The sequence below is a fragment of the Microbispora sp. H11081 genome (genome assembly GCF_012999535.1).
Lineage (GTDB): Bacteria > Actinomycetota > Actinomycetes > Streptosporangiales > Streptosporangiaceae > Microbispora.
This window is the reverse complement of the sequence record NZ_JABBWV010000021.1, coordinates 56,554-78,406: the sequence shown is the minus strand read 5'-3', so window position 1 is coordinate 78,406 and position 21,853 is coordinate 56,554. Positions and strand designations below refer to the sequence as shown.

General features: G+C 71.2%; 23 protein-coding genes. 7 read left to right on the top strand and 16 right to left on the bottom strand.

Annotated features, from left to right (window positions below):
- Positions 1 to 156: 156 nt before the first annotated feature.
- Positions 157 to 732, bottom strand: a complete 576-nt coding sequence (locus HHX31_RS32150; protein WP_311932455.1) for a TetR/AcrR family transcriptional regulator — start codon at positions 730 to 732, stop codon at positions 157 to 159.
- Between the two features lie 79 nt (positions 733 to 811).
- On the opposite strand from HHX31_RS32150, the gene HHX31_RS32145 reads away from it, so the two are divergent.
- Positions 812 to 1,627, top strand: coding sequence for an NAD(P)H-binding protein (locus HHX31_RS32145; protein ID WP_169953313.1), 816 nt, complete (start codon positions 812 to 814; stop codon positions 1,625 to 1,627).
- Positions 1,628 to 1,857: 230 nt separating this feature from the next.
- Here HHX31_RS32145 and HHX31_RS32140 read toward each other — a convergent pair whose 3' ends face one another.
- The 4 genes from HHX31_RS32140 to HHX31_RS32125 form a co-directional block, all read right to left on the bottom strand.
- Complete coding sequence (locus HHX31_RS32140; RefSeq protein ID WP_169953312.1) at positions 1,858 to 2,481, bottom strand: DUF6461 domain-containing protein; 624 nt, start codon at positions 2,479 to 2,481, stop codon at positions 1,858 to 1,860.
- A 187-nt stretch (positions 2,482 to 2,668) separates the two neighbouring features.
- Positions 2,669 to 2,887, bottom strand: a complete 219-nt coding sequence (locus HHX31_RS32135; RefSeq protein WP_169953310.1) for a hypothetical protein — start codon at positions 2,885 to 2,887, stop codon at positions 2,669 to 2,671.
- A 189-nt stretch (positions 2,888 to 3,076) separates the two neighbouring features.
- Positions 3,077 to 3,559, bottom strand: coding sequence for a DinB family protein (locus tag HHX31_RS32130; protein WP_211590616.1), 483 nt, complete (start codon positions 3,557 to 3,559; stop codon positions 3,077 to 3,079).
- A gap of 136 nt (positions 3,560 to 3,695) precedes the next feature.
- Positions 3,696 to 5,162: a serine hydrolase gene (locus HHX31_RS32125; RefSeq protein ID WP_169953308.1), complete on the bottom strand. Its 1,467-nt coding sequence runs from the start codon at positions 5,160 to 5,162 to the stop codon at positions 3,696 to 3,698.
- Between the two features lie 132 nt (positions 5,163 to 5,294).
- Between HHX31_RS32125 and HHX31_RS32120 the strand changes: the two genes are divergently transcribed.
- Positions 5,295 to 6,140, top strand: coding sequence for a class I SAM-dependent methyltransferase (locus tag HHX31_RS32120; RefSeq protein ID WP_169953307.1), 846 nt, complete (start codon positions 5,295 to 5,297; stop codon positions 6,138 to 6,140).
- Positions 6,141 to 6,170: 30 nt separating this feature from the next.
- Here the strand turns inward: HHX31_RS32120 and HHX31_RS32115 are convergent, their stop codons facing one another.
- On the bottom strand, positions 6,171 to 6,776 hold the full coding sequence (locus HHX31_RS32115; RefSeq protein WP_169953305.1) for a DUF1707 domain-containing protein: 606 nt from the start codon (positions 6,774 to 6,776) through the stop codon (positions 6,171 to 6,173).
- Positions 6,777 to 6,954: 178 nt separating this feature from the next.
- Positions 6,955 to 7,599, bottom strand: a complete 645-nt coding sequence (locus HHX31_RS32110) for an FMN-dependent NADH-azoreductase (RefSeq protein WP_169953304.1) — start codon at positions 7,597 to 7,599, stop codon at positions 6,955 to 6,957.
- A gap of 84 nt (positions 7,600 to 7,683) precedes the next feature.
- Between HHX31_RS32110 and HHX31_RS32105 the strand changes: the two genes are divergently transcribed.
- The 5 genes from HHX31_RS32105 to HHX31_RS32085 all read left to right on the top strand — a co-directional run bounded on the left by HHX31_RS32105 (position 7,684) and on the right by HHX31_RS32085 (position 11,056).
- Positions 7,684 to 8,172, top strand: a complete 489-nt coding sequence (locus HHX31_RS32105) for a MarR family winged helix-turn-helix transcriptional regulator (protein ID WP_169953302.1) — start codon at positions 7,684 to 7,686, stop codon at positions 8,170 to 8,172.
- Between the two features lie 73 nt (positions 8,173 to 8,245).
- Positions 8,246 to 8,803, top strand: a complete 558-nt coding sequence (locus HHX31_RS32100; RefSeq protein WP_169953300.1) for a MarR family winged helix-turn-helix transcriptional regulator — start codon at positions 8,246 to 8,248, stop codon at positions 8,801 to 8,803.
- Entirely contained in the window at positions 8,800 to 9,189 is a 390-nt protein-coding gene (locus tag HHX31_RS32095; protein ID WP_169953299.1) for a hypothetical protein, read from the top strand. The genes HHX31_RS32100 and HHX31_RS32095 overlap by 4 nt, the downstream gene beginning before the upstream one ends.
- A gap of 182 nt (positions 9,190 to 9,371) precedes the next feature.
- Positions 9,372 to 9,809 carry a nitroreductase family deazaflavin-dependent oxidoreductase gene (locus tag HHX31_RS32090; RefSeq protein ID WP_311932454.1) on the top strand — a complete coding sequence of 146 codons (438 nt, stop codon included), beginning with the start codon at positions 9,372 to 9,374 and terminating at the stop codon, positions 9,807 to 9,809.
- A gap of 14 nt (positions 9,810 to 9,823) precedes the next feature.
- Entirely contained in the window at positions 9,824 to 11,056 is a 1,233-nt protein-coding gene (locus HHX31_RS32085; RefSeq protein ID WP_211590615.1) for an MFS transporter, read from the top strand.
- 6 nt (positions 11,057 to 11,062) lie between these two features.
- Here HHX31_RS32085 and HHX31_RS32080 read toward each other — a convergent pair whose 3' ends face one another.
- From HHX31_RS32080 to HHX31_RS32040, 9 genes are all read right to left on the bottom strand, one after another.
- Positions 11,063 to 12,598 (bottom strand): FAD-dependent monooxygenase, encoded by a 1,536-nt coding sequence (locus tag HHX31_RS32080; protein ID WP_169953295.1) that lies wholly within the window; start codon positions 12,596 to 12,598, stop codon positions 11,063 to 11,065.
- A gap of 214 nt (positions 12,599 to 12,812) precedes the next feature.
- The gene (locus tag HHX31_RS32075; protein ID WP_169953294.1) at positions 12,813 to 13,436 is read right to left on the bottom strand and encodes a TetR family transcriptional regulator; all 624 of its coding nucleotides are present in this window, start codon (positions 13,434 to 13,436) and stop codon (positions 12,813 to 12,815) included.
- A gap of 131 nt (positions 13,437 to 13,567) precedes the next feature.
- Complete coding sequence (locus HHX31_RS32070) at positions 13,568 to 15,787, bottom strand: hypothetical protein (protein ID WP_169953292.1); 2,220 nt, start codon at positions 15,785 to 15,787, stop codon at positions 13,568 to 13,570.
- Between the two features lie 5 nt (positions 15,788 to 15,792).
- Complete coding sequence (locus HHX31_RS32065) at positions 15,793 to 17,880, bottom strand: hypothetical protein (protein WP_169953290.1); 2,088 nt, start codon at positions 17,878 to 17,880, stop codon at positions 15,793 to 15,795.
- 31 nt (positions 17,881 to 17,911) lie between these two features.
- Positions 17,912 to 19,168, bottom strand: a complete 1,257-nt coding sequence (locus HHX31_RS32060; protein ID WP_169953288.1) for a hemopexin repeat-containing protein — start codon at positions 19,166 to 19,168, stop codon at positions 17,912 to 17,914.
- Positions 19,169 to 19,174: 6 nt separating this feature from the next.
- Entirely contained in the window at positions 19,175 to 19,858 is a 684-nt protein-coding gene (locus HHX31_RS32055; RefSeq protein WP_169953286.1) for a hypothetical protein, read from the bottom strand.
- Positions 19,859 to 19,860: 2 nt separating this feature from the next.
- Complete coding sequence (locus tag HHX31_RS32050; RefSeq protein WP_169953284.1) at positions 19,861 to 20,637, bottom strand: hypothetical protein; 777 nt, start codon at positions 20,635 to 20,637, stop codon at positions 19,861 to 19,863.
- 142 nt (positions 20,638 to 20,779) lie between these two features.
- The gene (locus HHX31_RS32045) at positions 20,780 to 21,262 is read right to left on the bottom strand and encodes a hypothetical protein (RefSeq protein ID WP_169953282.1); all 483 of its coding nucleotides are present in this window, start codon (positions 21,260 to 21,262) and stop codon (positions 20,780 to 20,782) included.
- Positions 21,263 to 21,289: 27 nt separating this feature from the next.
- Positions 21,290 to 21,853 (bottom strand): RNA polymerase sigma factor, encoded by a 564-nt coding sequence (locus HHX31_RS32040; protein ID WP_169953280.1) that lies wholly within the window; start codon positions 21,851 to 21,853, stop codon positions 21,290 to 21,292.

Genomic DNA, 21,853 nt, shown 5'->3' with positions numbered 1-21,853 from the left:
CCGTCAACGCAGCCCAGCACAGCAGTCCCGCTCGCCCTCGCGGCTTGCTTGAGCCGGATGCCCGGAAACGGGCACGTCCGGTTCTGAGGGGGCCGGGGCGCAGCAATGCGCTCCGGCTACCCGGCGGGCGTCGCCTGCGCGCTGCTCTCGCACGGCTCAGGCGTCGTCGGTGAGTGAGTCGATCCAGCGGTGCAGGCGATGACCTTCCACGGTCATGAGTTCTGGATCGCGGAAGGTGTTGGTGAGCAGGGAGATCCCCTGATAGGCGGCGATAAGGGCGACCGCGAGCTCGCGTGCGTCGTCGCGGCCCATTGCCTGGAACTGCCGCTCCACCCAGCCGATCAGCACCGCCATGACCTTTGCGAGCATCTGATCGAGGCCGTCGGCGCGCTTGTCGAGTTCGGAGGCCAGGGTCCCGGTGGGGCATCCGTACTGCGCTGCGAGGTCGCGCTGCTCCACCCAGCCGTCCACGAGACCCTTGAGCCGGTCCTGGGGCGCGGGAAGCCGATCGAGTGTGGCGATGATCGTGTCCAGTCGCCGGGCCTGCGCGTCGATCGCAGCCTCGACGAGTTGGTCCTTGGTCTTGAAGTAGTAGTAGACGTTGCCCACCGGAACGTCGGCCGCCCGCGCGATGTCGGCGAGGGTCGTCTTCTCCACGCCCTGTGCGTGCAGCACCTGGGCCGCTGCGCTTGCCAGCCGCTCCCGCTTCCCCGAGTTCCTTGAGTTAGCCACCTGACTAACTATAGACAGGCGGCTCATCGGTCGCTACGGTCCTAGTTAGTCAGTCAACTAACTAACAAGGAGAAGGATCGTGATCGCAGTAACGGGTGCCACCGGAAACGTCGGACGCCAACTGGTCGCGCTGCTCACCGCAACGGGAGAGCGGGTAACCGCCCTGTCCCGGCAGGCCGGCCAGATGCCCGAGGGGGTGCGGCACGTTCAGGCAGACCTGGGCGACCCCGTCGGCCTGAAGGGCGCGTTCGACGGAGCCGAGGCGCTGTTCCTCCTGGTGGCGGGCGAGGACCCGCAGGCCATCCTTGACGCCGCTCAGGCCGGCGGTGTCCGGAGGCTTGTCCTGCTGTCTTCCCAGGGCGCGGGGACCAGGCCGGAGATCTACCGTCACCCCGCTGCCTTCGAGGGGGCGGTCCGCCGGTCGGGCCTGGAGTGGACCATCTTGCGGCCCGGCGGTTTCAACTCGAACGCCTACGCCTGGGCCGAGTCCATCCGCGTGAGCCGTACGGCTGCCGCGCCCTTCGGCGGCATCGGCTTGCCGACCATCGACCCGGCCGACATCGCCGAGGTCGCTGCGACCGTCCTGCGCGAAGACGGGCACGCCGGCCGTACCTATGAGCTCACAGGACCCGCACTGACCACGCCACGGGAACGCGTGGCGGCGATCGCCGCCACGCTGGGCGAGCCGGTGCGGTTCATAGAGCAGACCCGGGATGAGGCACGGGCACAGATGCTCCACCTCATGCCCGAACCGGTCGTCGAAGGAACGCTGTCCATCCTGGGAGAGCCGACGGAGGCCGAGCAGAAGGTCAGCCCGGACGTCCAGCAGATCCTTGGCCGTGCTCCCCGAACCTTCGTTGACTGGGCTGGCCGTAACATCGCCGCCTTCAAGTGAACCCGGTCGCCGAGTCAGCGAGAAGTCAGCACTGGCGAGCATGCGCCTGCGCGGTCCGGCGGCCGGGCGTGTGGCCTGAGGGCCGCCAGTCCCGGCCGCCGACTGCGTGGGCTGTGCGGCATCGAGAAACGGCGAGAGTTCATCCTGGGGGCCTGGTAAAGCAGGGGTGCGCAGCGAAGAGGTCCACGATCCGCGGCCAACCCGCAGGGGCCGTGGACGGCGGGTTCCGCTCACCTCGATCCGGGAACGACGCCGCACAGGTAGGTGGACTCCTCCAGTAGTTGCGGCGTCATCGTGATCCCGGTGAGGCGCTCGGCCAAGAGGAACGCCGGCCCTTCGCGGGGATCGGCGTGCGGTGGGTAGACGGAGCCGATCCGCTTCATGGTCTCTGCGAGTTCGTCCGGCATCTCCTCCGAATAGCTTTCATGAGGCCTGAACACGAACTGGATCTTCCCGTCTTCGATCCAGTGTGAATAGCCTTCCTGGTACGCGAACTCGAACCGGATCTTTCCGTCGTCGAGCCAGTAGAAGTAGTCCATGCCGTCGATGTCGAGGTAGAAGTGGGAGACGAGACGGGTTCCCGCCGACAGCGGCATGATGGTCTCTTCGGTGACGCCGAGCCCGCCGTTGGCCTCGATGAGGAGTACCCAGTCTTCGACGGCTACGGCGCCGAGGGTCTGCCACCGGATCAGCTCATCGAGTGTCACCTGAGAGCAGGCATCGACCCGCACGCCGAGCCGGGTCATCAGTTGCTCGGGCGTCAGGCCGCGGACGTACGTGAAGCAGTAGGCGTCCGCCAGGCCGGGGAAGCGCTCAGGGGAGAACCAGGAGTAATCGTCAGGAGTCGCGATCATTCCGTCATGCTGGCAGCGCCCACCGACAAGAAAAGAGCCGGACGGCGGTTCCTGGGTCCAGAGCCCTGTCACGGATGGCCGGAACCGGAGACGACGCGTGGTCGCCGAAGCCGGCCATTCCCGAGCACGTGCTCAAGGGCGAGTGAACATGAGCCGCCAGGACCCAGGTCGCGCCAAGTGGAGGACTTTACGGGACGCTGTAGAGGAACCACAGGTTGTACTGGTAATCGCAGTGATACCAGCTCCAGAGGTTGTTCTGGACGCCGTAGTCGCCGTACCGATAGCAGTCGTACGAGGAGTAGTAGACGTTGCGAAGCGTATCGGCGTGTGCGGGACCGGCGCTCGCGGTGACGACCAGCCCACCGACCAAAGCGCCGACGACGGCTAATGCTCTGATTTTCCGCACTTACCCTCCTAGCAGTGGATGTGGTGCCGACCTCTACTGCGAAGCATGGCAGCGCGGGCGATATCCGTACAGATCGCTTTTCCCGCCGTCGTTTCCGCGGCAAGGGGGACCTGCGCTATAGCGGGTAAGGGCTGAAATCTCCGTGCGGACCTTTCACGATCAAGCCCGATTTTGGGACGTCGTCCGCGCCTATCGAGGCCCGAGCCCCGTCTTGCCGTCGATCAACTCGCGGACGATGTCGAGATGGCCGGCATGACGCGCCGTCTCCTCGATCATGTGGAGGACGATCCGGCGCAGGTCGGTGATCTCCTCGCCGAGCGGTCCGGGGTGCCGTCCGCGCGGGGGCGCCGACAGCGGCGTGGAGGCCAGGACGGCGTTGGACCGCTCGCACTGGGCGCGGTAGAACTCGAAGACCTCCGACGATCGCCGGTCGGTGGTCAGCGGCACGTCGCCGTACGGCCAGGGCAGTGGCTCGGCGGAGCCGGTCAGGATCTCTTGGAACCAGTGCCGTTCGGCATGACCGAGATGTTCCACGAGACCCAGCGGCGTCCATCCGGAAGGCAGCAGAGGAGTCGTCAGGGCTTCGACGTCCAGCCCTTCGATGATGGCGAGAACGCTGGCGCGTTGCGCCTCCAGGAACATCAGCAGTGCGGTCTTCTCATCGTCGTCCACCGAGTCGACACCCTTTCCGAGCACCTGATGAAAGGTCGACGTTCGCTTCGTCACCTATGAGCGCCGAACGGTAGCAATCGGGACCGACATTCTTCGGGCACCCGTGCTCAACGAGGTTTCGCGGGCGTTCTCGCGCTCATCGGTCGAGGGCCAGCGTGGCGAGGTGGCGGGCGATGCCGGCGGTGTCGGTGTCCTGCACGTTGCTGAGCACGACGACCTGGATGTCGTCATCGGGCAGGTACATGTTGCTCGCCGTGTAGCCCAGGAAAAGACCCGGGTGGTATCGGAGCCGGTGGCCCTGGAGCCGGTCGACGAGCCAGCCGAAGGCGTACGCGGTCGACGGCAGGTTGAGGCAGCCGGTGGAGGGGCACGGCGCCTGTGGTGTGAACGCCTGCTTGACGGTGGCGGGTGGTGCGACCCGGTAGGAGCCGAACGCCCGGTCCCAGCGGGCGATGTCGTCGACGGTGGAGTAGATGCCGGTCGCGGCGAACAGTTCGGAGCCGTTGAGAAGCGGGGCCGGTGAACCGGGCGTGAGGTAACCCTTCGCGTATCCCTCGGGCGGATATCTCCTGCTGTAACCGGTGTTCCCGAGGTGGAGCGGGCCGGTGATCAGCTCCTGCAGTACGGTGCCGTACGGCTTGTGCGTCACCGCCTGGATGATCGCGCCGGCCAGGACGTAGCCGGAGTTGGTGTACTTCCAACTGGTGCCCGGCTTGAAGTCCAGTGGCAGGTTCACGAACCGCTGGATGAGCTCCCGGGTCGTGGTCGGTCGTGTGACGTTCGCGAGGTAGCCGGGCAGTTTCTCGACGTTGGGGATGCCCGAGGTGTGTGTGAGCGCCTCGCGGATCGTGATGGGCCGCCACGCCGCCGGGCAGGCCTTGAGGTATGCCGGGACGAGATACGGGCAGACCCGGTCGTCCAGCTTGAGCAGCCCGCGGTCGCGCAGTTTCAGTACGAGCATCGAGGTGAACTGCTTGGTGACCGACATGACCCGGTAGACCGTGTCCGGCCGGTTGGGGATGTGCTTTTCCTCGTCGGCCTCGCCGGCGGCGAAACGCGCCAGCACCTCTCCGCGCCGCATCACCAGCACCGAGCCGGTGAACTTCTCGTCCGCGGCCAGATCCCGCAGGTATGTCCGCATCCGCGTCTGCGCGGCGGTGGAAGTGTCCTGCGGTGCCGAGGACGAATCCGCCTCCTGCACGGGCCGGTTCGTGCTTTCCGACAGGCTGTCCTGATTGTTGCGAGAATTCGCGACCGCGTCCGCTTTCTGCCAGTTGTACGGCATGGCCCGCGAATCCGTCTCGCCTTTCTGCACCGGTGTGACGGCTAGCGTGAGGTCGCGGAGCAGGTTCTGACGCTGGCGCTGCCGCTCGCGTTGACGCTCGCGGGCTGCCGGGTGGTCGTCGTCCGGGCCGGTCACGACGGCGCCCGTGGTGGATTCGGCGGTGGTGGATTCGGCGACGGCGGGGGTGCCCGAGGGTACGGCTCCGCCGGTGAGAGCGGACAGCATCGCAACGAACCCGAAAACTTTAGGACACTTGCCCATCTTCTCCCCATCGAACATATAGCCGTTCAGCGTTCCGGCGTTTTCCGGGAACGTCATGCGGGTCATTGTTCTTGGGCTTGATCCGCGATCCGGCGGAGCCACAAGCTCCTTTTCCTTCCTATGGAAGTAAGGGATACCTTGCGGGGTGGACTCCAGCGCCGGCGTCCGGTGACGTAAGGGGGGATCGACGTGCCCGACGGGTGGCAGTGGGACAGCACCCTGTTCCAGGGATGCGCGGCCTTCTACGAGCGCGGCAGGCTGCCGTATGCCCCGGGCTTCGCGGAGGCGCTGGCCGCGGCCCTCGGCCTGGACGGCCGGGGCAGGCTCCTCGACGTCGGCTGCGGGCCTGGCACGGTGACATCGGCCCTGGCGCGGTTCTTCACCGAGGCGGTCGGCCTCGACCCGGACGAGGACATGCTGGCCGAGGCGGCGCGACGGGCCGAGCGTCGCGGGGTGACCAACGCGCGCTGGGTGGTCGCCCGCGCCGAGGACCTACCGGCCGGTCTGGGTGCGTTCCGGGTCGTTCTGTTCGCGCAGTCCTTCCACTGGACGGATCGGGATCGCGTCGCCGCGACGGTGCGGGAGATGCTGGAACCGGGGGGCGCGTTCGTCCACATGAGCGATCTGCAGGATCCGCCGCCTGAACCGCCTCCGCCGGGGCTGCCCGCGGCCCCGTACGCGCGGATCGGCGACCTGGTGCGCCGGTATCTCGGCCCGGTCCGTCGAGCGGGGCAGGGCACGCTCGTCCACGGCACACCGGGCGGGGAGGATCTCGTCCTGGCGGGGGCAGGGTTCGAGGGCGTGGAACGGCTCCTCGTGCCGGCCGGGGAAGTGGTCGACCGCACCGAGGACGACATCGTGGCGTGGGTGTTCTCCCGATCGGACTCCGCCCCGCATCTGTTCGGCGACCGGCTGGAGGACTTCGAGCGGGACCTGCGGGCGGTGCTGCGGCAGGCGTCCGGCGGCGACCGCTTCGCGGAGCGTCTTCCGGCGACCGAGATCAAGATATGGCGCAGGCCGTCCGGTGAGCGGTGACGGCACTGTCACGAGGCGCCCTGCCGCCGCTCAGCGGTCGCCCCGGCGCCGGAACCTGCCGCCCACCCCGCCGAACAGCGCCACGCCCTTGATCACGATGATCGGCGCGGACGGGTCGATCGTCGAGCTGTTGGCCACGTCGAAGCCGCCGAAGATGCCGATGCCCTTGCAGCGCACCTCGGCCCCCTCGGGGAGGATGATCTCGGCCCCGCCGAAGATCGCGTTGACGGTGATCTCGACCTCTTTCGCCTCGAACTCGGCGTCTGTCAGGTCGAACCGTATGCCGCCGAAGGCGGCGAGCGCCCTGGTCTGACGCCGTACCCGCCAGCGGCCCCTGCGGTCGGCTCCGCCGAAGATGGCGATGACGTTGTCCGGCTCGCTGCTCGCGCCCGGCACGTACGACACCGGGCTCGCGGCCGGACGGTGCCGTTCGACCTGCAGGTCCTGGGTGAGGACGTCGAGTTCCCCGACAGTCTTGGCCTGGTAGAGGGCGTCGAGGCGCTCGGAGTACTCCTCATGGCTCAGCTGGCCGGTGCTCAGGGCTTCACCGAGCGCGGCGGCGACCTGCTCCCTGTTGCTGTCGGAGGCGCGCAGGTGGGACATCGGGGAGTCCCGGCGCTGAGGGGTGTTGTCCATGGTGGTCACGATAGTTCGCATTCGACCCGACAGGGAGCCTGCCCCGCTCGGACACGGAGCCGCCGCCGGGCGTCGACGACCGGGGCGACGCGACTCTTCCCGGATCGGGACGACGAAGGCCCCCTCCCACTCCCGGGAAGGGGTCTTCGCGCGGCATGCCGCTCGCGCCGGGCTCCTGTCACGCGACGGCGGCGGGCGTCCAGAGGAGGTCGATCGCCTGCTCCGCCGCCGCGAGACTCTTGTCGGCCAGCGGAATCAGCTCGTTCATCGACGGTGTGACGTAGGCGAGCTGGAGCTCCGCCGTGATGAAGCGCGGCTGCAGGCCCGTCAAGGACAGGCCGTGCGGCAGCCACGGCTCGGCATGGTCCCATCCCTCGCGGGGCGTCCCGGCCCCATAGCCGCCGCCGCGACTCGCGAGGACCAGGAAGTCACGCCCTCCCAGCAGGCCCTGGCCCGTCGCGAGGTCGTACGACAGCCCGGGGGCGACGAGGTGGTCGACCCAGGACTTGACGCCGCTGGGCGCCCCGTAGTTGTAGAGCGGGAGCCCCAGCACGATCGTGTCGGCCTGCTTCACCTCGCCGACCAGCTGTTCCATCAGCTCCCACGAGGCCGCCTGGGCGGGGGTGTGCTGCTCCCGCGGGAGCCGCTGGGCCAGGAAACTCTCCTGGCCGAAGTGGGGGAGCGGGGTGCCGCCCAGGTCACGGTAGGTGACGGTGCCCCCGGGATGCGCGGCGCGCCAGGCGGCGACGGCCCTCGCGGTGAGCTTGCGGCTGACGGACCGCTCGCCCTGGATGCTCGCGTCGATGTGCAGCAGATGGGACATCTCCTGGCCCTTCGTAGATGGTTGGTGCTGGGTCAATGATTAGCCCTCTGCTGATTGCAGGTCAAGTCGGCTAGAGTTGAAGCCATGACGTCCCTGCCCGTTGTCAACCAGCCGGTGCATCGGTGCGGCGCGCTGCTCGACCACCTCGCGCGGCGTCTGCGTCTTCGTTCCGAGTCGGTGCTCGCGCCGCTCGGCCTGCGTCCCCGCCACCTCGTCGCGCTCACGGTGCTGCGGGACCGTGGCGGCAGCACCCAGCAGGCGCTCGCGCGCACCCTGGAGATGGACGGGACGAACGTCGTCGGGCTGCTCAACGACCTGGAGGCCGAGAAGCTCATCGAGCGGCGGCGGTCGCCGGAGGATCGCCGCAGGCACATCGTCGAGCTGACGCAAGCCGGCGCGGAGCGGCTCGCGAAGGCCGAGTTCGCACTGGCGGCGGTCGAGGACGAGGTGCTCGGCGCGCTCGACCACGACCAGCGCGAGACTCTCTACGGCCTGCTCCAGCAGGCGGCCGTCGGCGACGCGGAGAGCTGCGCCGAGGTCGCCCCCTGCGGCGAGGCTCTACCGCCCTGCTGAGAGCGGCAAGCCGGCTGTCCGCCTCGAAAGGGGTCGCAAAATCTGGAAGTAGGTACTAATCTGCGTTCTTACTATGAAGGACGTAGATACCTACGAGCACGATCCTGACGGCTTCCTCTACGACCCCCGAGCCAGAGCGGCGCTGGCGTGGATCGCCGGTGACGAGGGTGATCTGCCGGCGTTCGAGGCGAGTGCGGCTGTTCGCACCGCGTCCCACGCGGTCGAGCGCCTCCGCTCCCACGGCTCCGAGGGCAGAGGCGTCAGCGCGGGCGCTCTCGACCTGCTGATCCGGCTCGCCACGAGCGAGCGGGGGATCAGCATCGGCGACCTCGCCCGGGCCGCCGGGGTCAGTTCCCGCAACGTCACCGGTCTGGTGGACACCCTCGAACGCGACGGGCTGGCCCGCCGGGTCTCCGCCCCGGGTGACCGGCGTTCGGTCCTCGCCGAGATCACCCCGGCCGGCCGGGAGTGGATCGAGAACTTCCGCAACCCGTCGAGGCTCGCCATGAAGGCGCTGTTCCAGGGGTTCACGCCCGAGGAACTGGTCGTCCTGCGCGACCTGTGCCTGCGCCTGGCCGGCAACCAGCAGCGCCTCTCCGCCCACCTCCGTCAGATCGGATCCCAGCCGTGAACGTCACCCAGGAACGGACACGCCGCGCCGTACGCGGCTATCACGAGGCCCGCTTCCGCGGCGACGCGACCGCCGCCGCCGCGCATCTGGGGGAGCCCTTCCATTTCCAGAGCCCGTTCTTCACCTCCGACGACCGGGCCGGGCATCTGGCGACGTTGCCGGGATTCGTGTCGATCGTGACCGGGGTGGACCTCATCAGCGAGTTGTACGGCGACGCCGAGGCGACGCTCGTGTACGACGTGCACACCGCGACGCCGGCCGGCACGCAGCGCACGGCCGAGCACTTCCGCCTGGACGACGGCAAGATCGTCTCGATCATGCTCGTGTTCGACGCCTCGCCCTGGCAGCCGATGCGAGCGGAGATCGAGCCGGATCCCGGGCGGTGACCTCCGTCCGCTCGCGTGAACCCGCGCGGTCCCGGGCATGAGGACCTCGCGGGAACCGGTCGGCGTCGGCGCGGACCGGCCGTCTCCTCGGCGTGCCACGCCGCACATCACCGCACATCAGCGCATCTCGCCCGCGCGACGTCACGCGGGCCCGCACCTCTCATCGTCGCTGGAGTCTCCGCGTGTCTTTCAACCAGTCCGTCATCGACGAGTTCCGCGCCAACGGCGGCAAGGTCGGCGGCCCTTTCGAGGGCGGCGACCTGCTCCTGCTCACCACCGTCGGCGCGAGGTCGGGACGGGAGCACACCGTTCCCCTCGGCTACGTCCGCGACGGCGACTCCCTGCTGGTCGTCGCGTCCGCGGGCGGCGCGCCCCGCCACCCCGCCTGGTATCACAACCTGCTGGCGCAGCCGGCCGTACGGGTCGAAGTGGGCGAGGAGGTGTTCGACGCCGTGGCGGTGCCCGCCGAGGGCGAGCGGCGCGAGCGACTGTTCGGGCACGTCGTCCGCGTGGCCCCCGGGTACGGCGACTACCAGGCCCGTACGGCCCGCACGATCCCGGTCGTGGTGCTCGAACGCCTGGCGGCGCCGCCCGGAGCTGAAGGCCCGCACCGTCGGTGAGGCAGCATGGTCGGGTGGCAAAGGCTTCGCGGCTGTGGCGTGACCGGAACTTCACCGTCTTCTGGGCGTCCCAGACGCTGTCGGTCGCCGGGGACTCCTTCGCCCTGATCGCCGTCCCGCTGCTCGTGCTGCACGTGACCGGGTCGGTCGCGCAGATGGGCCTGCTGACCGGCCTGGCGAGCGCGGCGTCGGTGGTGGCGGGGGTCTTCGCCGGGGTCCTGGTCGACCGGCTCGACCGCAGACGCCTGCTGATCTGGTGCGACGTGGCGAGAATGGCGTTGTACGGGATCGTCCCTGTCGCCTGGGCCTTCGGGCCGAAGATCTGGCTGCTCTACGTGGTCCTGCCGCTCTGCGAGGCGATCGGCATGGTCTTCCAGGTCGCGTACGTCACGGCGGTGCGGAGCCTGGTCGACGCGGACCAGATCACCGAGGCCAACGGGCGGCTGGGCGCCACCGCCGCCGCGGCGGCGGTCGGCGGCCCGCTGCTGGCCGGGATGGTCGCGGGCTGGTTCGGCCCAACGGCCGCGATCGCGATCAACGCGGCCAGCTTCGGGGTGTCCGCACTGGGCGTGCTGTCGATCCGGCTGAGGCGGCGGGCGTCGTCCGCACCGGAGGCGGGGGAGCGCGGGTCCTGGCGCGAACTGCTCGCCGGGGCCCGCTTCCTGTGGCGGCAGCCGGTGCTGCGCGCCCTGACCATCCTGTTGTCGTTCTTCATCTTCCTGACCCTCGGGCTGACCGACGTGCTGATCTACCACCTCAAGCACGACCTCGGCCAGACCGACGGCGCGGTGGGGGTGGTGCTCGCGATCGGCGCGCTGGGCACAGTGGTGGGCTCGCTCCTCGTCGGTTTCGTCCGCAGGAGGCTCGGGTTCGGCGCGTCGTGGATCGGAGCGATCACGGTCGCCGGGCTCGCCATCGCGGGGATCGGCCTGTCCGCCCGGGTCCCGGCGGCCGCGGCGGCGGCCGCCGTCTATCTCGCGTGTGTCAGCGTGGCCGGGATCTGCTCGATGTCGCTGCGTCAGCAGGTGACGCCCGACCACCTGCTGGGCAGGGTCACCGCGGCCTTCTGGACGATCCACTTCTCGCTGGGCCCCGCGGGGGCGGCCGTGCTGACCTGGGGCGCGCAGCACCACGGCGTCGCGGTGGTCTGCCTGCTGGCCGGTCTCGCCTGCCTGCTGATCGCGGTCGCCGCGTTCTTCACGCCCATCCGCGGGCAGAACCCCGAACTTTCCGGCGCCGCAGGCTGATCTTTCTCAGCGGGCCGGACCGAAGGCGGCGGTCAGCGCCGAGCGCAGGGTCTCACGCTCCTTCGCGCCGGGGGCGGGGGAGTCGGACGCCCAGGCCACGTAGCAGTCCGGCCGCAGCAGCAGGGCGGTCGGGAGGCCCCCCTGGCCCTTCGCGGTGACGAGGTCGACGCGGTCGTGCCAGCCGTGGAGTGCCCCGTCGAGCGCGGCGCCCGGCGTCAGGTCGATCAGCAGCGGCCGGGCGGTCCTGGTCAGCCCGGCCAGCCGTACGGAGGCGGTCGGCGTCTCCAGCACGAGGTCGGGGGCGGAACGCCCGGTGAGGGGGTGCGTCCCTTCGAGGTCATACCTGATGTCGGCGCCGGACATCATGTCCGCGATGTGCCTGACGGTGCGCTCCTCGCGCAGCAGTTCGCCGAACAGCGCACGCAGCGCGGTCACCTCCGGCCCGGGGGCGATCAGCGCCGACTGCGCCTGCGTGTGCATGACGACGCGCTCCGCCGCCGGCCGCCGCTCGGTCTCGTACGTGTCCAGCAGGCCGGGCGGAGCCCAGCCGTGGATCTCGGCGGCGAGCTTCCAGCCCAGGTTGACCGCGTCCTGGAGGCCCAGGTTGAGGCCCGGGCCGCCGATCGCGCTGTGCACGTGGGCGGCGTCGCCCAGCAGCAGCACCCGGCGGTCCCTGAAGCGTTCGGCGATGCGGGTGTTGCCGCCGGTGAGGCGGCGCAACTGGTGCGGGCCCTCGCCCTCCGGCGGGCCGAACGGCAGGTCGGCGCCGAGCACGCGGCGGACGCTCCGGCGGAGTTCGTCCAGGCTCATCGGCTGGTCGCCGCCGTCCTCGCGCCACTCGGTGGTGTGGACGAGCGTCCCGGTGGGGAACGGCGCGTACACGAACAGGCCGTGGTCGGTGCGGTGGTGCATGAACGGAGGGATCGGCCCGTATCCGGGCACGACCAGGGCGCCGGTGACGGGATCGACCAGGTCGGCGGGCACGGTGACGTGCGCGCCGCGCGAGACGGAGTCGTCCCTGGTCACGCCGGGAAAGCCGATGCCGCACAGCTTGCGGGTGAGACTGTGGCCGCCGTCCGCGCCGACGAGGTGGCGGGCGCGCAGCCGGTAGCCGCCGTCCGGTCCGGCGATCTCCACGGTGACGCCGTCCTCGTCCTGCGCGAGCCCGGCCAGTGCGTGGCCCCGGCGGATCTCCACGCCGAGTTCGAGCGCGCGTTCCTCCAGCACCTGCTCGATCCGCCACTGCGGCACCGGCAGGCCGTACATCGGGTTGTCGTCGAGCCGGCTCAGGTCGAGGGGCATGGCGCCGAACACGAAGGCAGGGCTCGGCCGGGGCGGTTCGGCGCTGCCGCTCAGGCGCTCGTACAGGCCCCGGCGGTCGAGGGCCCGTACGACCTGTCCGACCAGGCCGTTGGCCCGGTTCTCCTCGGTGCGCCCGGGCAGGCGCTCCAGCACGATGGGCCGCACTCCGGCCAGGCTCAGCTCGCAGGCGAGCATCAGGCCGTTCGGTCCTGCTCCGGCGATCACGACGTCGGCGGTCATTGCGGTCCTCCTCGGACATTCAGGCATGGCGATCCCAGGGCATGCCGCGTCTCAGGGCATGCCGCGTCTCAGGGCATGCGCGTCTCAGGGCATGGCGGATTCACAGGGCGGCGCCGGTCGATCACGGCGCGCGCGTGGATGGCGGGAGGTCGCGTGGCGTGCCCCTGTGTACGCCACGCGACGAGCGGCCCGGCTCCCCGAGGGGGTCCGGCTCTCAGGGCTGGGGTAGCCCGGCGGCGAGCCGGTCGAGCGCCTCCTCCAGGAGCGGCCGGATGGACACCGGCGGGTCGGACCGCAGGAAGTGGTCCACCGCCACCCTGATCGCGGCCCCCGCCGCGCCCGCCACCAGACGCGGGTAGAGGTCGCGGGCGACGTCGGTGCCGGTCCTCTCCGCGATGGCCGCGGCCAGTTCCGCCTCGGCGACGGCACTGGCCCTGAGCATTTCGCCCTGCAGCGCGGGCTCGCCGACCATGAGCCGGACTCCGTCCTGCCACTGCTGGTCCGGCTGCGCGTCGCCGTAGCGCTCACCCATGGCGAACTGGGTGAGAATCGCGATCTTGACGGCCTCCCACAGGGGCTCCGACGCCGGACGGCGGCGCAACTCCTGCGCGATCAGGCGGGTGCGGTCGAGGTGCCTCGCGGCGATCGCCTCGCCCTTGCTGGAGAAGTAGTTGTTGAAGGTTCGTGGAGCCACGCCGGCCGCCGCGGCGATGTCCTCCACCCTGACGTTGTCGAACCCGCGCTCGACAGAGAGCCGGATGGCGGCCCAGCTCAGCGCGATGCGCGTCTCCTGCTTCTTGCGCTCGCGCAGCCCCGGGCGTTCGCCTTCCCCGCTCATGAGACTCACCATACATCTACTTGCGCGCTCCGCAAAGATGCGCAGACCGTAAATTTGCGCGAGGCGCACATTGTGCCTCGCGTGGATGAGCCCTGGCCGCGTGACCAGGGCTCAGGCGTCCTCGATCGGCGTCACATCCCCATGAGCAGGGACAGCCGGACGATCGCGCCGGCCGCGAGGTCCACCACCACCGGGCCGGACGCCGACGGCCGTGTGGTGCCGTCGTCCAGCCTCAGCGTGACGGACACGGCGACCTTCCGGTCGAACGTCGAACGGTCGGCGATCAGCGGCTGCACCAGGGTGACCTCGAGCGTGGGCGCGTCCGCGGGGTGGACGGCCCGCGCCACCTCGACGCCGGACACCGCGAAGACCAGTCCCACGCCCGCGATGCCCGCGGCCCGCAGGTCCACGTCCCGCCGGATCAGCACGGCCGTGTGCAGGTTCTCCAGGTAGACGTTGCGGACGACCAGCCGGCCGGGGTCGGCGGGGTCGAGCAGCGCCTGCGGCACCACGATCCCGTCCCGGACGGCGGCGGACAGCGCGACGTCACCGTGGGCGGGCACCCGCGCCGGCGGGTCGAGCGCGACGCGCTGCCACCCCCCGGCCGCCGGGCGCACCCAGAGGGCCGTCACCGTGGCCGCCGTGTCGGCGTCGTTGCGCAGCCCGGTCGCGGTGACCCGCACAGGCCCGCCCGGGTAAGGGCCGGCCAGCTCGTCCACGCCCAGGTGCACGGTGGTCGCGATCGAGGCGCCGGAGTCACCGGTGTCGAAGACGACCTGCGACACCGCGCCGCCGCCGCGCAACTGCGTGACCGCCACGACGGCGTCGTCGTAGTCCACGTGCAGAGCCATACGGATCGCGTCGTCGTCCAGGACGGCGCGCGGGCCGCCCTCCAGGGTGCTCGACCGCACCGACACCCCGGTCGACCCCACCGAGGGGGACGTAGGGAGCAGCATGCGGACGTCGCGCCCGCCGGCGTCCGCGCGCAGCAGCGACTCCAGCTCGGCGAGCTCGGCCGCCGACAGGTCGGGCACGCACCTGGCCTGCAGCCGGCACGGCAGGCCGGCGTCCACGGTGGCGTCGAACACCTGCAGCCACTCCAGCTGGGGGCGGCCCGCCACGTCGCGGGCCACCCGGTAGTGGGCGGGCACGACGAGGTACGTCGCCGGCTGCTGGAGCGACTCCCACACCGAGTAGCGGTGGTCGCGGTCCAGGCGCGGAGCCGGCCCGAACCGCCTGGCAGGCACGCGGCCGAGCTGGAAGGCGTCCTGGCAGCCGACGATCACCGGCTCAGTGGCCCCGACGTCCTGCCGGTACAGGCCGGGGTTGTCCCGGCACGGCACCAGCAGCGGCAGGCGGTGCGAGCGGGTCACCGACACGCCGACGTCGATGGTGTACGACAGGGGGCTCGTGGCGAACCGGTCGGGGCCGAGCCCGCCCGATCCCGGGATCCCGGTGGGGATGTCGCGGATGATGTCCGTACGCCGTCCGCGCAGGTCGTCGCGGCGCACCAGACGCCGGCCGGCGCGCGGCAGGAGAAGCGGCACCTCCGTGAGCGGCACCTCCGTGAGCGGCACCTCCGTGAGCGGCACCTCCGTGAGCGGCACCTCCGTGAGCGCCGACTCCGTGAACGGCGCCTCCACCCGGGCCAGCCGGACAGCGGCCCGCCCGGCGGTCGTGAGCTCGCCGGGGACGCGGACCTCGGTGGTCAGCACGTCCGACCAGTTCGGATGCTCGTCGGGGATCGGGTGCTCCACGCGGAGCGGCTCCTCGAACGGCCATCCCCGGACCCGTACGATCTCCAGCCGGTCCGGCCCCTCCTCGGTCACCCCGGGCGCGGCCCACGCGGCGTACGTCTCCTGCACGCCGACGAAGCTCGTGCTGACGATCATTCCCGCACCGTCGTGCGGCTGGAATCCCGGCGTGCTCAGCGCGCCGTACGCCGCCCTGGCCACGGCTCCGCTGATCTCGGCCCGGCAGTGGACGACGTCGCCACGCCGATCCACGTCGACCGGGAGTTCGGTGGACGCCGGCCGGCCGGTGTCGGCGTCCACGAACGGGATGCGCAGCCGTACGCTCACGTCCGTCCACGGGACGGGCTGGGCGCCGGGCGGCGGCGGGGGAAAGCGCAGCACGGCGGTGACCGTCGCGCTGATGACGGGCGATCCCTCCTCGTCGTGACCGGTGACGCGGAACAGGAACCGGAACGTGCCCTCGGCGGCGGGCACCACCTCGGGCGCGGGCGCCCACCAGGGCGCGCCCAGGTCCCAGTCGGGCAGCAGGGGCTCGCCCCCGTCGGCAGCCCCGATGCGCGGGCCCGGCTCGTCGGCCGGGACTCCTGGCGTGTTCACCGGGCTCAGTCCTGGCTCACGACGGTGACGCCGGGAGAGTTCTTCTTCGGCACCCGCACGTGCAGGTCGCCGCTGCCCTCGCCGTCCGTCCAGGGCCCGATCCACTCGTCCCCGTCCTCGAACAGCGTGCCCTTGATGATCACGCGCACCCGGTAGCGGTACGCGGGCGGCCGTCCCGGCTGTCCCGTGTAGAGGGCGAACCGGCGTTCCTTGTAGTGCTCTCCGGTGTCGGCCATGGTGAAGGTGAACGTCACGATCGGGCGCTCGCCGCCGTCGGGGCCCTCGCCCTTGGGCTGCACCTGCACCTCGACGATCTGGTTGCTCGCCGTCAGGTCCCGGTTGATGGAGATCGGGGCGAGCACGAGCGCGCCTGCGTTGTCGGCGCGTACGGCCACGTTCAGGCTGTCGGTGAGGGTGCCGAACGGGCCCGGGTCGAGGTCCACCTCGTTGGCCTCGACGAGGATCCGGGAGAACCGGTCGTCGAGGGCGGACGGCGCCTCGTCGAACTGGATGGTGCGCCGGACGAACACCTTGTCGGGACGCCACCCCTCCGGCGCGCCCGCGACCTCCTCCGCCTTCTTTTGGGTCTGCCGGGCGAAGAAGACCTCGCTGGTCGCGCCGCCGGCGTAGACGAGGGTCGGCGAGGAGGCGGGGGCGATCGGGGTGGTCTCCCCGACGGGGGCGCCCTCGCCGCGCACGTCGGTCGTCGCGTCGACCTCCTGCGGGCGCGGCGGCGGCAGGAAGTCGTGGGCGGACCACGCGATCTCGCCGTTCACGCTGGGGTAGCCGATCTGGACGCTGGCGAACTTCACCGGGTCGCCGCTCACGCCGTGGTCCGGGTCGGGCCACTTGATGACGGGCCGGCAGACCGTGGTGATCTTGCGTTCCCAGTTGTCGAGGTACAGCGTGCGCAGGTAGCGGCTCTTGAGTTCCGGGTGGGCGGCCAGCAGGTCGGCCACGCCGTCCACGGTGCCGCCCATCGTGCTCGGCTGCGCGTACACCTCGTCGACCTCGAAGGTGAAGGAGTTGGCGATCTCCACCCGATCGTGGCGGTAGTTGAGGCTGAACCCCGCGCCGAAGCCCCAGCCGAAGAGGTTGAGCAGCCCGCCCGGCTTGGGCGGGCCCGGGTCCTGCACTTCCGGCATCGGCTGGAAGATGACCTGCTTGGCCTGGTCCAGCCACATCGCCACGAGCATGTCGATGTATTTGGTGACCATCGCCTCCTTGTTGTCCGCGCCGGGGATGGTGCGGTCCATCTCCAGCTCGACCTTGATGTCGCCGTTCATCCGCAGGGTGTTCCAGGTGGCCTTGAGGTCGCCCGAGCTCCACCACCAGCTGGCGTTGGCCTGGGCCGTGAAGTGGCTGAACACCCGCTCCCAGTTGGCGGTCATGTGCAGCCGCGTGATCGGCGCCCACAGCGGCAGCGTGAGGTCGGCCGTCACCCCGATGGGCGCCTCGGTGCCCAGCAGTCCCTGCTCCACCTGCGCCGCCGCGAAGGTGCCGAGGTTGACGATGAACGGGTGCTCCGCGGTGGGTATGAGGCTGCCGGGCCCGGCGCCCTGGGCGGTGACGAAGAACGGGTCGCCCGCGTTGCCGCCCTGCGTGCCGTCCTGGTCGGTGATCATCAGGCGCAGTGTGGAGCTCCTGATCGGGATCGGCCGGATGTCGGCGATCGTGGACCGGTCGGCCGCGCCCGGCCTGACCTGCCAGAACCGGTCCCGGCTGCCCTGCCCCATCCGCTCCAGGATCTGCTTGTGCGCCGCCCGCAGGACGCCCTCGGGCGGGGCGCCCGTCATCGCGAAGCTGAGCACCCCGCCCGAGGTCTCCCTGGTCTGCCCGGGGGCCACGCCGAGGTTCGTCTGGCCGTCCTGCACGCCGAGGAAGTGCAGGAAGCTGAGCCTGAGGTCGCCGTTCGGCTTGCGGGCCAGGCGCATCCGCTCCGGCAGCCAGTAGAAGACCGGGCTGGATCCCTGGGCCTGGAGCTCGTCGTTGTGCTTGTCGGGGAGGAAGACGAGGGAGTGTTCAACGCCGGCGTCGTTGAGGGTGACGGTCTCGAAGCCGCCGGCCATGATCGGTCCTGCTGGGTTCACCATCGCTGGCTCCTGAACTGTGTGGGCACGCCGCTCACAGGGCGGTGGGGTAGTAGACGAGGGACCGGTCGAGGCCGCGGGCGACCACGGCGGCCGCGTTGCGGAACAGCCGGAGGTTCGCCCGGTTCCGCTGGGCGAGGCCGGGGTTGCCGTCCTCCCGCAGGTGGGACTGGGCCGCCGCCTCCTCCCACCGGCCCGCGTTCGCGGCGGCGTTGAAGCCCGGCCAGCGGGTGGGGAAGAACGAGCCCGTCCAGGCGATGCTGTGCGCCCCGAGCCGGGCGTCGGCGGGCCAGTCCGCCCACCCGGGGAAGAAGGTCGACAGCCGGGCCTCGTTGACGTCGAACCGCGCGTGGACGAGCTCGTCGATCGCGGCTTCGGGCAGCTCCAGGGTGTGGATGGCCTTCGCCGCCAGGTGGCCCTTCTGCGCGAGGCCGGGCGCGTCCTTGATCCGGTGCCACTCGGCCTCGATCTCCGCGCGGGTGGCGGGCGTCCCGGTGTCCTTGTGCACGAACGGCAGGGCGGCCGCCTCCTCGGGGGAGTCGACGAGGTTGCCGATACCCGTGGTGACCAGCCCCTTGACGTCCTGGTACAGGTAGGGGAGCCGGCCTTCCATCGGAGCGCTGAACTCGGGGAAGAAGTCCCTGACCGAGCGTGCGGAGCCGGCCGGCACGTCCGGCGCGACGGGCTCGGCCACGTGCTCGGTCAGCGGCCCGATCGGCAGCCCCGGCCAGTCCTCGATGGGCCGGGGGAAGCCCTCGGCCACTGAGCCGTCGTCGGGGTCGAGCCTCGCGTACTCGTTCCCGGAGAAGATGTACGGGTTGCCGCTTGGCCACCACAGCGCCGTCTCGATCCGCGGGAACGCTCCAGGCCAGTCGTCGGCGATCGGCTTGGCCTGGGGATCGATGCTGCCGGTCGCGCCGTCGAACTCCTGGTACGCGTCCCCGGAGAAGAAGTAGGCGTTGCCGCTGCCCCACAGGATCGCTGCGTCGATGCCGGACTCGAACAGGCCAGGCCACATCTCGGCGATCGGCCGCGGCCCGTCCAGCACGACCCCGTTCTCGATGTCGTACGCCAGGCACTGGTCGCCGCGGAAGAAGAAGACCGAGCCGTCGCTCCACGGCAGGGCGGCGTCGATGTCCGCCTCGAACAGGCCGGGCCACTGGTCGGCGATCGCCAGCGGGTAGCCCTCGTCGGCGCCGTCGGCCTCGACGTCGTACCGGATGTAGCGCTCGCCGGTGAAGAAGTACGCCTTCGCCCCGGACGGAGCGACGAACCCGCAGAGCTTGTCCACGGCCCCTCACTCCCCGGCCCGCGGCGCGGGCTCGCCCGGCACCGTGCCTACGAACACCGTGCCTACGTGGTGGAACCCGCGCGACTCGACCAGCGTGCCGCCGGCCGCCTCGATCCGCTCGACCGTACGGGTCCGCAGCCGCGGCTCGGCGAAGTCGCCCGTCACGGCGACGAGGTACTCGATCCGGCCGTGGACGGCCTCGTCGTCGCGGGTCCAGATCGCGCCGGACACCGCGTGGTCCCGGGACGGCACGCCGGCCTCCTCCTCGATCGCGGCCACCAGTTCCTTCTCGAAGGCCTCCTGGATCATCCGCAGGGGGAGATGGACGGCGGCCATCACCAGCGCGTGGTCCTGTCGCGCGCGCAGCGCGTCCAACGCCGTCGGGTCGTCCGGCACCGCGCCCGCGACGGGCCGGACGCGCGGCTCCTTGGTGTCGGCGCCGAGCCGGGCGATCCTGGGGCGCATGCCGAAGAACCCGGTGTCGCTCACCAGGTCCGAGTGCACGACGCAGCGGTACGCCGGCGGGAAGCCGTAGCCGGCCTCGCGGTACAGGCCGCGCGTGAACAGCGTGCCGGGCGGGTGCGGCGGGTCGCCCGCGCCCGGCATGACGTCGCCGGTCATGGCCTCCTCGAAGGCGGAGTCCACCGTCGACGGGCGCAGCCGGATGTCGCAGAAGGTGAGGTTGCGCATGCTCAGACCGCCGTTCCCGTGACGCCGATCTGCAGGTGGAGATGGTTCTTGTGGGCCTCCCGGCCGTGGGGCGTCCCTGGGGCGGTGGCCGGGTGGTCGGGGTGCATGACGAAGCTGCGCTCGCCGATGGACGTGGGCGTGTCCAGCCCGTCGGGGCCGTCGGTGCGGTCCTGCCACTCGGAGGCGGCGAACTCGTACACGGCGCGCCAGAAGTCGCGGGTGAACGGGTCGGCGTCCTCGTCGTCGAGCCGGTAGAACGTGCCGGACCCGGTCCCGGGCGGCCAGTTCCCTCCGGGGGTCGCCGCGGTGGACACGGTCCCCCAGTCGTCGTTGACGGTGAGCGTCCACTCCTCGCCGTCCTCCGCGACCGCCTTGACGCCGACGAGGTCGACCGCGCGGCCCTGGCCGTGGCAGTCCGTACGCGGACGGCCCTGGGCGTCGACGCCGCCGCCTGAGATGCCGAGGTGGTACAGCTCGACGACGTTGTAGGTGTCCTTCAGCCACTGGCACAGCCGCACCAGGGCGAGCGCGTTGCGGGGGTCCAGCCGGTCGGGCGCCGCCGGGTGGCTGGGCTGCCCGAACGTCACCGTGCCCGACGCCAGATAGCGGACGACGACTCCGGCCACGTTGCCGTCCTGGGGCTGCTCGCCGTCCCAGCCGTCCAGGCTGACCCCGTGCGGGCCGCCCTCCCCCTCCAGCCTGATCACGTCGCCTGACTGCAGGTCGAGCAGCTCGGCGTAGGCGTCTTCCTTGCTCATCGCGCGTGCGGGATCGCTCACGATCCTGGTCCTTCCGGTGCGGTACGTCACCGCTGACGCGGTGGTCTGTCGCACGACGGATGGCGTTGGGGGATCGGTGATACAGCGAATCTCAGCGAGTTTTCCGCTGGCCGCTCGCCGGTCGTCTGCGTCGGCCGGTCGTCTACTGCGGGGCGTCGATCCAGCCGGTGATGACGGCCGCCCCCGCGGACGTGCGGACGTGCAGCCGGAAGCGCCGCGCGGGGACCGGCTCGATCACGAACCAGCCGACCTCGTCGACGGGGACCTCGCGTACGGGGCCGTCGTCGTCCCGCACCAGGACCGCGCCGGGCTGCGCGGGCACCAACTGCCCGCGCACCGCGTCGGGATGGATCTCGGCCTCGACGGACAGCTCGCCCGCGACGAAGCTCAGCACGCGCGGCCCAGAGCCCTCCGGCCGTGGCTCGTCGCGCAGGCCCGCCGGTTCCGGCGCCTGGAGCAGGGAGTCGAACCGCTGCTCGGCCGGCTCGGCGTCGACGGTACGCCACGCGAAGGCGGCCTTGCCCGCGCGCACGATGGACTCGGGCACCCGGGCCTCGCGCACCGCGTGCCCCAGCTCGTCGAGCAGCCGGTCGTCGTCGTCCCACCAGCTCGGTACGTCCGTCACGCCGTCGTCCCTCTCCACGTCGACCGCCTAGGCCAGCTGGAGAGCGGCCAGCGCCCGGCTCCTGCGCAGCCGGTCCAGGCAGCGCCCGCGGCTGGGGCCGATCGCCCCCACCGGCACGCCGAGCGCGGCGCTGATCTCGGCGTAGGAGGCCGGGGGCTCGGCGAACAGCATGCTCAGCAGCTCCCTGCACCGGGCGGGCAGCTCGGCGAAGGCCGCGCGCAGGGCGTGCCGCCGCTCCGCCACCAGTATCTCGCCGTCCACGCCGTCCTCGCCGCTCCCGCGGGCGGCCGGCTCGGGGGCGTCCACGGGAAGCTGCCGTCTGCGGGCGCGCAGCGACTGCAGGCACTCCCGCTGGGTGACGCGGACGAGCCAGCCGGGCAGCGCGGCCGGCTCGTGCAGCGTGTCGAGGCGCTCCACCAGCCGCAGCCAGACGCCGCCGGCGACGTCGTCCGCGTCGCTGCCGGTCACGCCGTACCGGCCGCAGACCCCCCAGACCAGCGGCGCGTACCGCTCGACGATGGCGTCCCACGCCGAGGAGTCGCCCGCGCGGGCCCGGAGCACGAGGTCGACGACGACCGGGTCGTCGCGCAT

What these genes read in the sequence shown, in the direction of transcription:
- HHX31_RS32140 (WP_169953312.1), bottom strand. Translation starts at nt 2,481, where the DNA reads ATGATCGCGACTCCTGACGATTACTCCTGGTTCTCCCCTGAGCGCTTC.
- HHX31_RS32125 (WP_169953308.1), bottom strand. Translation starts at nt 5,162, where the DNA reads ATGACGTTCCCGGAAAACGCCGGAACGCTGAACGGCTATATGTTCGAT.
- HHX31_RS32115 (WP_169953305.1), bottom strand. Translation starts at nt 6,776, where the DNA reads ATGGACAACACCCCTCAGCGCCGGGACTCCCCGATGTCCCACCTGCGC.
- HHX31_RS32110 (WP_169953304.1), bottom strand. Translation starts at nt 7,599, where the DNA reads ATGTCCCATCTGCTGCACATCGACGCGAGCATCCAGGGCGAGCGGTCC.
- HHX31_RS32105 (WP_169953302.1), top strand. Translation starts at nt 7,684, where the DNA reads ATGACGTCCCTGCCCGTTGTCAACCAGCCGGTGCATCGGTGCGGCGCG.
- HHX31_RS32100 (WP_169953300.1), top strand. Translation starts at nt 8,246, where the DNA reads ATGAAGGACGTAGATACCTACGAGCACGATCCTGACGGCTTCCTCTAC.
- HHX31_RS32080 (WP_169953295.1), bottom strand. Translation starts at nt 12,598, where the DNA reads ATGACCGCCGACGTCGTGATCGCCGGAGCAGGACCGAACGGCCTGATG.
- HHX31_RS32075 (WP_169953294.1), bottom strand. Translation starts at nt 13,436, where the DNA reads ATGAGCGGGGAAGGCGAACGCCCGGGGCTGCGCGAGCGCAAGAAGCAG.
- HHX31_RS32065 (WP_169953290.1), bottom strand. Translation starts at nt 17,880, where the DNA reads ATGGTGAACCCAGCAGGACCGATCATGGCCGGCGGCTTCGAGACCGTC.
- HHX31_RS32055 (WP_169953286.1), bottom strand. Translation starts at nt 19,858, where the DNA reads ATGCGCAACCTCACCTTCTGCGACATCCGGCTGCGCCCGTCGACGGTG.
- HHX31_RS32040 (WP_169953280.1), bottom strand. Translation starts at nt 21,853, where the DNA reads ATGCGCGACGACCCGGTCGTCGTCGACCTCGTGCTCCGGGCCCGCGCG.